At 38.8% G+C, this 12,281-nt stretch carries 9 protein-coding genes and 2 pseudogenes; 3 read left to right on the top strand and 8 right to left on the bottom strand.

The window, feature by feature from the left end; translation table 11 throughout:
- Positions 1-3: 3 nt before the first annotated feature.
- The 3 genes from EJF25_RS22230 to EJF25_RS22220 all read left to right on the top strand — a co-directional run bounded on the left by EJF25_RS22230 (position 4) and on the right by EJF25_RS22220 (position 4,795).
- Entirely contained in the window at positions 4-1,854 is a 1,851-nt protein-coding gene (locus tag EJF25_RS22230; protein WP_125042792.1) for a M56 family metallopeptidase, read from the top strand.
- Positions 1,855-1,996: 142 nt separating this feature from the next.
- On the top strand, positions 1,997-3,913 hold the full coding sequence (locus tag EJF25_RS22225) for a TlpA family protein disulfide reductase (RefSeq protein WP_125042790.1): 1,917 nt from the start codon (positions 1,997-1,999) through the stop codon (positions 3,911-3,913).
- A 36-nt stretch (positions 3,914-3,949) separates the two neighbouring features.
- A complete protein-coding gene (locus EJF25_RS22220) occupies positions 3,950-4,795 on the top strand; it encodes an energy transducer TonB (protein WP_125042788.1) in 846 nt (281 codons plus the stop codon).
- Positions 4,796-4,895: 100 nt separating this feature from the next.
- On the opposite strand, the gene EJF25_RS22215 is transcribed toward EJF25_RS22220, so the two are convergent.
- From EJF25_RS22215 to EJF25_RS22180, 8 genes and pseudogenes are all read right to left on the bottom strand, one after another.
- Positions 4,896-5,996, bottom strand: a complete 1,101-nt coding sequence (locus EJF25_RS22215) for an Mrp/NBP35 family ATP-binding protein (protein ID WP_125042786.1) — start codon at positions 5,994-5,996, stop codon at positions 4,896-4,898.
- Positions 5,997-6,076: 80 nt separating this feature from the next.
- Complete coding sequence (gene trmB, locus EJF25_RS22210; RefSeq protein ID WP_125042784.1) at positions 6,077-6,835, bottom strand: tRNA (guanosine(46)-N7)-methyltransferase TrmB; 759 nt, start codon at positions 6,833-6,835, stop codon at positions 6,077-6,079.
- Positions 6,836-6,954: 119 nt separating this feature from the next.
- Entirely contained in the window at positions 6,955-7,554 is a 600-nt protein-coding gene (locus EJF25_RS22205; protein ID WP_125042782.1) for a DUF975 family protein, read from the bottom strand.
- Between the two features lie 28 nt (positions 7,555-7,582).
- Positions 7,583-8,614 carry a branched-chain amino acid aminotransferase gene (locus tag EJF25_RS22200; RefSeq protein ID WP_262707231.1) on the bottom strand — a complete coding sequence of 344 codons (1,032 nt, stop codon included), beginning with the start codon at positions 8,612-8,614 and terminating at the stop codon, positions 7,583-7,585.
- 39 nt (positions 8,615-8,653) lie between these two features.
- Positions 8,654-8,863, bottom strand: a complete 210-nt coding sequence (xseB, locus tag EJF25_RS22195; RefSeq protein ID WP_125042778.1) for an exodeoxyribonuclease VII small subunit — start codon at positions 8,861-8,863, stop codon at positions 8,654-8,656.
- Between the two features lie 53 nt (positions 8,864-8,916).
- Positions 8,917-10,146, bottom strand: coding sequence for an exodeoxyribonuclease VII large subunit (gene xseA, locus EJF25_RS22190; RefSeq protein WP_125042776.1), 1,230 nt, complete (start codon positions 10,144-10,146; stop codon positions 8,917-8,919).
- A gap of 11 nt (positions 10,147-10,157) precedes the next feature.
- Positions 10,158-11,523, bottom strand: a pseudogene (locus tag EJF25_RS22185) (S8 family peptidase).
- 9 nt (positions 11,524-11,532) lie between these two features.
- Positions 11,533-12,281: pseudogene (locus tag EJF25_RS22180) on the bottom strand (aminomethyltransferase beta-barrel domain-containing protein); the annotation flags it as partial.

Below are 12,281 nucleotides of genomic sequence, written 5' to 3'. Positions count from 1 at the left end.
GCCATGACTCCGGAACTCGCCTATTTTCTAAAGATTAATATAGCAATCGCATTGTTCTACGCATTCTATCGGTTGTTCTTTTATAAAGACACCTTTTTCCGGTGGCGACGGACGGCCCTGCTTTGTTTCTTTGCAATCTCCATCGTTTATCCTTTACTGAATATCCAGGAATGGATAAAGGCTAATAAACCTATGGTAGCAATGGCGGACCTTTATGCAACGATCATACTACCAGAACAAGCAATAGTAGTGTCACCAGAAACAAATTTCAATTGGCAAGAGCTACTCACATTAATTCTGGAGTACGTTTATTGGGGAGTTCTATTGCTTCTTCTACTACGTTTTTTTATTCAATTAGGTTGTATTATACGACTACATATTCAATGCCCTAAAAGCAATATACAAGGTACGAATATCCATCTTTTAAAAAAGGAAAGTGGCCCCTTTTCTTTTTTCAATTGGATATTTATATACCCATTCACTCATACGGAATCGGAAATTAGTGAGATAATTACTCACGAAAAAACTCATGCCCGCCAATATCACTCAGCAGATGTACTTATCAGCGAAATAATGTGCATCGCTTGTTGGTTTAATCCCTTTATTTGGCTAATGAAACGCGAAGTCAGAAACAATCTGGAATATATGGCAGACCATCAAGTATTAAAAACCGGACATGACAGTAAATCATACCAATACCATTTATTGGGACTGACTCATCACAAGGCTGCAGCAAATTTATCCAATAGTTTCAATGTTTTACCACTCAAAAATCGAATTAAAATGATGAACAAAAGAAGAACAAAAGGAATAGGAAGAACAAAATATCTAATGTTTCTTCCATTAGCAATACTGTTGATGATTGTCAGCAATATCGAGATGGTGGCACGCACTACCACAAAATTTGCAAAAGAAATGATGGATGAAGTATTTGTACAATCTACTCCTTCTCCTGCAGAAGTAACGATTCCACAAATACAAGTATCTGAAACTCCCCAAATTGTAAAATCACAACAACTAGTAGCTCAACAAGAAGTAGCTCAACAACCGGAAGTGACTGCTATCAAAGATACCATTCCGGAAGATGTTCTTTTTGAAGTTGTAGAACAGATGCCTGAATTCCCAGGAGGACTAGAGGCACTTCAACTGTTTCTGAGAAATAACATAAGATACCCGGAAATAGCCCATGAAAAAGGAACGCAGGGACGGGTAATCGTACAGTTCGTTGTTAGAAAAGATGGTAGCATATCAGACATAAAAACTGTAAACAGTGTAGATCCCTATCTCGACAAAGAAGCCGAAAGAGTCATTTCACGTATGCCGAAGTGGATTCCCGGCAGGCAACGTGGCAAGGCAGTCAGTGTAAAATTTACAGTTCCTATTATGTTCCGGTTGAATGGTCCGAAAAAACCAGAAACAAAATTGATTGCACTAACCAGACGAGTAGAGAAGCCTCTACCACTGGAAGAAGTGAAAAAAGCCGTTCTGTCAGAAGTAGTAGTTACGGGATATGCCCCTAGTGAAACATCCGAAGAAGAAGCTGTCGCTGATACAATAGAAAAGATGCCCAAATTCCCGGGAGGAGAAGAGGCCTTAATGCGATTCATAGCCCAAAACATCAAATATCCGACAATCGCTCAGAAAAAGAAAGAACAAGGTAAAGTGATCTTAAGGATGACCGTGGGAAAGGATGGCAAAATATCAAATATAAACGTACAACAGAGTGTATCGCCTTATTTAGATGCAGAGGCTATTCGCGTAATAAGTGAAATGCCGGAATGGGAACCAGGAGAAAACAAAGGGGAACCTATCAATGTAGAATTTACATTACCTATTACATTCCGCTTACAATAGGTTATAGATAAAATACAGAACATCCTTCCAAAAAAGGATTAAAAAGAAGTTATATCAAGATTGATACAACTTCTTTTTCTTATTATAATTAGGAAAAACACAAATATTTATTTATATTTGTTGCATACCAAATGCAATACTCATGAAAAAATTCACATGGATTATAAGTTTTCTGTTTTGTACTATTTGCATAGTGCAAATACAAGCAAAAGATAGAGTCATTGAATGTCCTCCTTTTACAGCTTGGAGTTCCACTACCATTGAAATTGAAAAGATTGTCATTAACGACACAGCTACTACATTATATATCAAAGCATTCTATGAGCCTAAACATTGGATAAAAATTGCAGCAGGAAGTTTCCTTAAAGACAATAACGGAACCATATACCCAATACGTAGAGGAGTTGGCATCACATTAGACCAAGAATTTTGGATGCCTGAATCTGGTGAGACTGAATTTCAGCTCATTTTCCCCCCACTTCCTCCAAACATTACTTTGGTTGATTTTATCGAAGGAAATGATGAAAAAGCATTTAAAATCTGGGGAATTCAGTTAAACAAGAAAGCATTTGAAAAGCAACAATTACCACAAGAGTTGGTTGTGCACAAAATGAACAAAAAAACAACTTTACCCATCCCAGAACTATCTTATGGAACTGCTGTATTGAAAGGAAGAATTCTGGATTATCAAAAAGATATGCCAAGAGAATGCAGAATACATGTGTTCAATCCTGCTTTCAGAGAAGACAACACAAGCTATCTTAAAATCAATGAAGACGGGACCTTTCAAACAGAAATAGGAATTCCGACAGTTACGAATATTGCATTAACTTTCTCTTACGGCAACGTAGTATGTCTTGTAGCTCCACACGAAGAAACATATATTGCAATAAATCCTAAAGAACTTTGCCGGCAGCAATCACGCTTACAAAAGAAAGCCAAAAGTTACGGAGCCACTGCCTATTTTAAAGGTTATCTCGCTAGTTTGCAACAAGAGTTTTTAACAGTGGATTTAGATATGACATTAGGAGATCACGATTACATGGATTACCTTAAGGCTATTTCCGGAAAAAGTGCAGAGGAATATAAAAATTATATATTGAAATCTATTCCAACGATCCGAAAAAAGATTGCACAATCTAAATATAGTAAAGCTTGCAAAGAACTATTAAACATTAAATTAGACATTATAACAACGTCCTGCATTGCCACTACAATCAGAGATTTAGAATATGCATATATAAAAATCAATAAGTTGGATAGAGGAAAAGCTGCTGAATATTTCAAAAATAATCCAATCAATATTCCGAAAGAATATTATAATGTATTGAAGAAATTCTCATCCATCAATACTACTAAAGCTTTGTATAATGATAGGTATGCATCAATGGTGAATATTTTAGATATTATCCCCGACAAGGAAAATGTACTCAAAGAAGCATTAGGCACAGACAAAGGTGCTTTATTTGACTATATTGAGGTTCAGAATATTTATTCAGCTTTGAAAGATTTTACACCTTTGACAGCAGAACAGAAAGTTCGATTAAAAAAACTTTCCTCACCTGCTTATACCGAACTGCTTACTCAAACAAACAAAAAACTGATAGAAACAATCGAATTGAATAAAAAGAAGAGTGGATTTACAGTCAATGAAGCGGGAGAGGTAATCAACAAAGAGTTATTTCCTTCTATCATTTCAAAATACCGGGGACATGTGTTAATGGTAGATTTTTGGACAACTTGGTGTGGTCCATGTCTTAGAGCACACAAGACATTAACACCAATGAAAGAAGAATTGAAAGATAAGGATATTATCTATCTATACATTACAGGAGAAACTTCTCCCAAAGAAACTTGGAATAAAATAATACCCGATATACACGGAGAACATTTCAGACTAAAAGATAATCAATGGGATTATCTGATAGAAAATTTGAATATTCGGGGAGTACCAACATACTTAATCATTGATCGGGAAGGAAATATATCCTACAGGGAAACCGGATTATCAAAGGCAGAAGTTATCAAAGAACAATTAATGGAAGCCTTAGACAAATAAAAACCAATATTATTATAACAATAAAACGACAACCAAATGAAAAAAACACAAAACATCACCAAGGTAAATAGGATGAAATATCCTTTTCTTCTAATAGCGACATTACTTAGTATCAGTTGCTATAACTATATTAAGGCTGGGGTTCATCCAAGAGAGACAGAGCTATTGTTCGCTAACACCGACACCTTAATCAATGATAATAATACAATCGAGAAGGATTCTGTTTACGAAACGGCAGAAGAGCCTGCAAAATATCCCGGAGGATTACAAGCTGGTATGTTATTTCTTGCTCAAAACATCAAATATCCACCAGAAGTTCTGAAGCTTGGAATACAAGGACGTGTAGTAGCTCAGATGATCATAAGAAGTGATGGAAAGGTTTCGGATATTAAAATAATCCGTAGTTTACATCCCGATTTAGATAAAGAAGTGGTCCGAGTTTTAGAAACTATGCCACTGTGGATTCCCGGAAAGAAGGACGGTAAAGCCGTAAATTCCAGAATAACAATACCAGTCAAATTCAATTCCGGTCCTCCTGCTTCTCAAAATACGGAACAAAAAACAAAGGATAATATTTGCGAGACACCAGATATATTCCCTGAATTTTCAGGAGGTATAAAGAAACTACACAAATATATACAAGAGCACATTATACATTGGAAAAATTCTGAAACAAAAAATGAAAAAGGCCGAGTAATAACCAGTTTTATTATACGAGAAGATGGTAGCATCTCAGATGTCCGAGTAATACAGGGAGGATCTCCAGCCCTTAATGCGGAAGCTTACCGTATTATCAGCCAAATGCCTAAATGGAAACCCGGACAACAAGGAGGAAAGCCGGTATCTGTCAAGATGACTATTCCAATACTTTTTCACCCTTAAAAAAATAAGAACACAAAATCGCCCGTTGATGCGTGAATATGCTCAACGGGCGATTTATTACCCAGAATGATTCTCTAAAAAACTATATATAATAGAATAATTATTTCCGCATTTCTACTATCTGAGTTGGTGCCATTTCTATATTCCGACGGTCTACTTGTCTAACAACACTTGCTGCTAATGACAAGAAAGCACGCCCCGTCACTGTATCCTCGTCCAATGCAACCGGTGTACCGTTATCACCTCCTTCACAGATACTTTGCACAATAGGAATCTGTCCCAGCAAAGGCACATGCATTTCTTCCGCCAATTTCTTAGCTCCCTCTTTACCAAAAAGATAATATTTATTTTCCGGAAGTTCAGCAGGTGTAAACCAAGCCATATTTTCTACCAGACCGAGAATAGGTACATTCACCTTTTCATTTGTAAACATATTAATTCCTTTACGAGCATCGGCCAAAGCAACCGCTTGCGGAGTACTGACAACGATTGCACCTGTCATTGCCAATGTCTGAACGACAGTCAGGTGGATATCACTAGTTCCGGGAGGAAGATCTATCAGAAAATAATCCAAATCTCCCCATACCGCATCACCAATTAATTGTTTCAAAGCATTACTTGCCATCCCCCCACGCCAGAGAGTAGCTTGATCAGGATCGACAAAGAAACCGATAGACAAAAGCTTTACTCCGTATTTCTCAACTGGAATGATCATATCACGACCATCCACGCGCTCTGCATATGGACGAGCATCTTCTACCTGAAACATTTTTGGCATAGAAGGACCAAAGATATCTGCATCAAGCAATCCCACTTTATAGCCTAGTTTAGCCAATGCAACAGCAAGATTAGCCGATACGGTAGACTTACCAACTCCGCCTTTACCGGAAGAAATACCAATAATATTCTTTACTTGCGGAAGTAACTTACCAACTTCCGGACGGGCTGCCTGTTTACTTTCAGTTGCGATTGTTACCTGCACATCTGAAGATACGTAAGTATGAATAGCTGTTTCAGCAGCTTTCAGCATTGATTTCATAAAAGGATCAGTCGACTTCTCAAAGATTAAAGAAAAACTAACTGACATGCCATCTATACGAAGATTGTCTGCAACCATCTCCGCTTCTACCAGATTCTTTCCCGTACCGGGATAACGCACTGTTGCCAGTGCATCTAATATTAATTTCGGATAGAGTGTCATAATCTATATTTTTAAATTTATCTACTTACAAAAGTACCTAGCTATATTGTAGTATAATTGGTAACTAATCAGTCGGTGTATCATTTAGAAGTCTGCAACCCCCTCCGCTTACTACGATTATAACTACGGTAGGAATCAAGCTCTATTTCTACATTCGGTTCCTTTAGCTGACCGTCTTTTGGAAGTCGAAACTTGATATATTTGATGCTTAAACCACGATCAAGCCATTGTTGTTCATAATATGTTTTAATCCTCAGAATATCATCAACCAAATCTGAATGATACAAGTCTTCTGTTATAAAATCAATCGGAAATTGATTTGCCTCAATCATATACTTGGTATAAGTAAACATGAAGTTACTATCTGTCTTAAGATGAATGATCCCATTCGGTTGCAGAAATTTGCGATACCGCTCCATGAAATAAGTGGAAGTCAGTCTTTTAGTCGCTTTCTTCATCTGCGGATCAGAGAAAGTAAGCCAAATTTCACTCACTTCACCTTCAGCAAAGAAACGTTCGATGATCTCAATATTAGTACGCAAGAAAGCTACATTCTTCATACCTGACCGCAAAGCATCTGTTGCTCCGGTCCACATACGGGCACCTTTGATATCAACAGCTATGAAGTTTTTCTCCGGAAACATTTTGCCTAATCCGATAGTATATTCGCCCCGTCCACAACCAAGCTCAAGCACTATTGGATGGTCATTCTTAAAAAACTTCCGATGCCATTTTCCCTTCATGTCAAAAGGCACATTATCTACTGCTGAATAAGGATATTCAAACACATGCGGATAACTCGCCATATCGGCAAACTTCTCTAATTTATTTTTTCCCATATCATTTCACTGATTAGGTTGCAAAGGTACTTACTTTTGATGTAAACGGCAAAAATAAATGGAGTACAGATTGCTCTATACCCCACTCTATTAAAATTACGTTTATTCGCTTATTAATCTCAAATATTCACTTCAACATTCTCTTGTTGTGCTTTTAAATCATTATAAAAAGCAGCATAAGATACTCCCCTATACGATTGAAGGAAAAGATATCCAATTCCAAAAGTGAAAAGACACAATATTGCCCAACCGATGAAGCTCAAATCAAGCATAAATAATTTCATCTTATTTCCTTCCATCATTGTCATACTTTTTTCAATCGCAGCATTGTTTTTCATTTCAGGCTCCTCTTTCAGAATAAAGTCTGTCATTGCATAAGAGTAATATTTGATAACACCCGGTATAAATAACAACAATGACCACAAGAAAGTATAAACTACTTGCAGCAACTTAGTACTCAAAATACGTCCATAATCCTGAAATCCTTCAAACAATATTCCAAAATCAACATCTCCACCCTTGAATACATTCAACATAACAATTACATAACCATACATTATTGGAAGAGTAAACAACATTACGAGTACACCAATGAATGGTATTGCTGACAATCCACCAATAACACCCCCCAAAATAAGAGTAGCCACAGCAGCCATAAGCCATTTTCCTTGAAGAGCTACACGTGCTTCAGCACGCAACTCAGAATTTTGTTTTAACATAGATACTATTTTTTTATTAATTACTTTCTTACTCTACGATAGTCACCCAACCATATGTATCCGGTTCATCACCATATTGAATACCACGCAGTTTATTATACAACTTCGTACAAATCGGTCCCGGTTTTCCATCTTTGGAGATAACGTATGATTTACCGTTTTCCAAATCATCAATCCGTTCAATTGGGCTGATCACCGCAGCCGTACCACAAGCACCTGCTTCTTCAAAAGTAGCAAGTTCTTCTTCAGGCACCGGACGGCGCTCTACTTTCAATCCCATATCTTCTGCCAACTGCATCAAACTCTTATTTGTGATAGATGGCAGAATGGAAGTTGATTTCGGAGTGATGTATGTATTGTCTTTGATTCCGAAGAAATTGGCAGCGCCACACTCATCAATGTATTTCTTTTCTTTTGCATCCAGATAGAATTCACAGGAATATCCCAACTCATGTGCTTTCTTATTTGCACGCAAACTAGCAGCATAATTTCCACCCACCTTATAAATACCTGTTCCCAAAGGTGCCGAACGGTCGAACTCACGAATAATGACGTACGGGTTAGTAGAGAATCCACCTTTGAAGTACGGGCCTACCGGAGTTACAAATACTACAAACATATATTCATTAGCAGGATGTACTCCTACCTGAGCACTTGTTCCAATCAATAATGGACGAATATATAAAGAAGCACCTGTTTCATAAGGAGGAATAAAACGCTCATTCAACTTCACTACTTTCAAAATAGCTTCCTTGAAACGTTCGATTGGTAATTCAGCCATCAAAATTCCCTGGCAGGTAGATTGCAAACGTGCTGCATTTTCTTCCAAACGGAAAATACGTACTTTACCATCTTTACCACGGAATGCCTTTAATCCTTCAAATGCCTCCTGACCATAGTGCAAACAAGTAGCCGCCATGTGCAAATTGAGGTATTCTTCACTACTAACCTCCAATTCGCCCCACGCACCATTACGGAAATTAATTCTCACATTGTAATCTGTCTTCATATACCCAAACGACAGATTCGCCCAGTCTATTTCTTTCATTTCGTTATGTATTAGTTTATTTTCTTGTCCATTGATTCGCAAAAATAGCTTTTATTCTTCAGACTGCCTCTTTTCTTGCAATAATTTTTCCACTTCTCGATCTGCTTTCGTCAGCTTTTCGGTACAAAAGGCAATAATTTCATTCGCTTCCTTGATTTTTTCGCTCAAAATGTCGATATCCAATTCATTGTTGTCAATCTGGCGGACGATCTTTTCAAGACGCTCTATTGCCTGGGAATATGTTTCTTTTTTTGCTGCCACGATGATATGTTATTTATGGTTGAAAATGAATATTTATAAATTATTAGAAGTTACTACTTAACAAGGGAATGAACTTCACCTTTCGACAAACGGGTTACCAGTTCATCACCCGTTTTTAACAAAGAGGCATCCGTCACCGCTTTTCCATCTTTCAGAGTGATACTATACCCACGTTTCAAAAGCTTGTCCGGCGAAGCATCCATGATACGCTGTTGCAATAACTCCAGCCGATGTCGATGACGGGAAAGTAAAGTGAGAGTCGCTTGAGTCAAATCCTTTCGGACCGTTAATAGAGAGAAACGTACCTCCGAAAGTTTTCGGTGAACAAGCACAGGAATACGGGTCTGAATAGCAACAAGCCTCCTCTGTTCCTGTTCTAGCAATGCGTAGGCTCCTTGTTGAATACGAGCTGACAAATCTTCCAAATGTTCCGCTACCTCCGTCACTTGATGAATCAGAAGTTCAGCAGCTGCCGTAGGCGTTTTTACACGTGTATGAGCCACAGAATCGAGTACAGTATCGTCCCGCTCGTGCCCGATACCTGTAATAATTGGTAATGGAAACTGTGCACAGGCCGCTGCCAATAGATAGGTATCAAAGCCAGAAAGATCAGAAGTAGCCCCACCCCCACGTATGATAACGACAACATCAAAGTCGTCAATACGTGCATTAATGCGATCTAAGGCATCCAATACCGACTCTTCTACTTGATTTCCTTGCATCAGAGCAGGGAAAAGTTCCGTATAAAAAAAGAATCCACCGGGATTATGCTTCAACTGATGACAAAAGTCACCATATCCTGCTGCTGTAGCAGAAGAGACTACCGCAATACGTTGAGGAAGAAGCGGCATCTCCAATTCTTTGTTCAATGTTAATACCCCTTCCTCTTCCAGCTGCAACAGTATTTCACGACGACGACGTGCCATATCGCCTAACGTATAGGTAGGATCAATATCCAGCACTGTCAGACTGTATCCATACAATTCATGGAACTGAACGGTCACTTTCACCAATACCTTGATACCTGAAACAAACAATTGTCCGGTAGCCTCCTCAAAGTATGGTTTTAGCAGACGATAAATGTTATTCCAGATCATCCCACGTGCCTTAGCCACAAGACTATTGTTACGCGGATCTTTTTGTATAAACTCCAGATAGCAATGTCCAGTCGTATTGGAACGGACATCACTCAACTCAGCCTGTATCCAATACTCATCAGGAAGACATTGCTCCAGACTCCGCCGCACCAGTGCATTCAGTTCCAAAAGAGAAAGAGAATCCATACGTAAGCTATTTATCGTTTTTTCTTTATCGTCGATTGATATGCCTTCCACAAATCAGGAATTCCATACCCATAGATATTATCCGGAAAATCTGCCCGATCGCCTGAATGACGTACCAGTTCGATAATTTCTTTTGCTGTCAGCTTCGGACAAGCCTGCCAAAGACAAGCCACCATACCACACATGATCGGAGATGAGAAGGATGTTCCGTTTGCATGACGAAGATTACCATCTGTACCCATCACATCAGCCCAAAGCCCAACTGCCACAACATCCGGTTTTACCCGGCCATCCGCAGTATTACCGATAGAAGAGAATGGAGCCAACAAGCCTTTTTTATCAATTGCACCGACCGTAATTACATTTTCTGCATCTCCCGGAGGAGTTGTTTTTTTCCAGGAATCCATCCCTGAGTTCCCGGCACTGCAAACCACAACCATACCCTTATCTGCTGCCATTCCTGCTTCACGAGACATCAATGCATAATGTCCGTTCAGATCACGATATCTATAATTCTTCGTCGGATCATCAAATGTATAATAGCCAAGAGAAGTATTCACAATGTCTACTCCTACACTATCTGCAAATTCGATAGCCGCTGCCCAATAGTCTTGTTCAACCAGATTCTCTGAGTATTCATCTTCACTACGTAACAACCAGTAAGAAGCTTCGGGAGCTGTACCTATCATCACATTCGGCTGATTCATAGCCATACATGAAAGTACGCACATTCCATGGCTACTCTCCGCATAGATATCTGCTTCCGGATTCACAAAATCGCGTGTACCGAGAATACGAATATTATTCATTGCTTCAATCTTATCCGCATTGTGGAATCCGGCATCAATCACAGCAATTGTCATTCCCTGTCCTTTAAAGCCGGCTTCATGCAAACGATTGGCATTACTCATCTGAATCTGAGTAATAGCCGGTCCATACAAACTATCTGTACGCAACGGCTTATTAATCAAAGAGTCCCTTCTCTGGGATTTTTTCACCTGCCCCTTCCATACTCTCTCTGTAGAACGTACAAAAGGAAGTTTCGCTATTTCATCGATCAATGTGCTATCATTACATGAAACGGTCACAAAGTTATCCCATTTTCCCGTTACTAGTATGTGAACTCCTTTCTCACGGATAGCATCTACATACTTCTTACATACTGGCAAATCGGTAACATCCACAGATAATCCTTGTTTCTTTCTCCGTTCAATGGATTTCTCGGATAGAAACATCTCGGGTTTCTTTACAGAATAGGTCGTTGCCTTTTTATCCTTCAAACTAATACGATACTTTAAAGTATCAGTAGAAGTAAACTGAGCAAAACGCACCTAAAACAATATTCAAAGCGAACACCAATAGTACAAATTTCTTCATAAGTTATCTTTATTTTAAGCTATTAAAATTTCCATTTTCTAAAATTACCAGCCCAATGCCACGTTGAGAAGCAATAAATGCACCACCTAGCACGCGCTTTCCATCATAAAACACAGCAGATTGCCCGGGTGCAATAGCAGAAGCAGCCTCCAAGAAATGCACCAATAAGTGTCCATCTTCCAGGCGTTTCACCTGACAAGACAACGGACGACTCCGATAACGAATCCTTACTGTCAGATTCTCACATCGGAACAATTCCTGCTCGTTAATAATCTTATCTCTTCCAACAACATATACTCAGCCTTTAGCTGCTCGGCATCTCCAAGCATTACCGTATTTTTTGCGGATTGATTTTCAATACATAAGCAGGTTTACCCAAGGCTATCTCTAATCCTTTCCGTTGTCCAATGGTATAATAAGGGGCTCCTTTATGTTGTCCTAATTTGACTCCTTCAGAGCTAACAAACCATCCGGGACCGATTTCACGATCCAACTCAGGACATTGTTCACGAAGAAAATCCCGATAGTCCCCTTTTATAAAACAGACTTCCATACTCTCCCCTTCTTTTGACTTCGCTTCATATCCCTTCTCAGCCAGATACTCACGAACCTTTATCTTTGTATAATTTCCCAATGGGAATATACAGCGTTTCAGCACCTCCTGACTCAATTGCCAAAGAAAATAGGACTGGTCTTTCTTTTCATCATCTCCGGCAACAATGTAAATATGTCCGTCACATTCTTCCAATCGGGAATAG

The sequence above is a fragment of the Bacteroides faecalis genome (assembly GCF_003865075.1).
GTDB classification, from domain to species: Bacteria; Bacteroidota; Bacteroidia; order Bacteroidales; family Bacteroidaceae; genus Bacteroides; species Bacteroides faecalis.
Note: the sequence above shows the minus strand (reverse complement) of the source record. Positions and strands in the feature narration are given on the sequence as shown.

Bases quoted from the DNA above. Each gene is read 5' to 3' on its own strand.
- EJF25_RS22230 (WP_125042792.1), top strand. From the start codon at position 4: ATGACTCCGGAACTCGCCTATTTTCTAAAGATTAATATAGCAATCGCA.
- EJF25_RS22225 (WP_125042790.1), top strand. From the start codon at position 1,997: ATGAAAAAATTCACATGGATTATAAGTTTTCTGTTTTGTACTATTTGC.
- EJF25_RS22220 (WP_125042788.1), top strand. From the start codon at position 3,950: ATGAAAAAAACACAAAACATCACCAAGGTAAATAGGATGAAATATCCT.
- EJF25_RS22215 (WP_125042786.1), bottom strand. From the start codon at position 5,996: ATGACACTCTATCCGAAATTAATATTAGATGCACTGGCAACAGTGCGT.
- trmB (WP_125042784.1), bottom strand. From the start codon at position 6,835: ATGGGAAAAAATAAATTAGAGAAGTTTGCCGATATGGCGAGTTATCCG.
- EJF25_RS22205 (WP_125042782.1), bottom strand. From the start codon at position 7,554: ATGTTAAAACAAAATTCTGAGTTGCGTGCTGAAGCACGTGTAGCTCTT.
- xseA (WP_125042776.1), bottom strand. From the start codon at position 10,146: ATGGATTCTCTTTCTCTTTTGGAACTGAATGCACTGGTGCGGCGGAGT.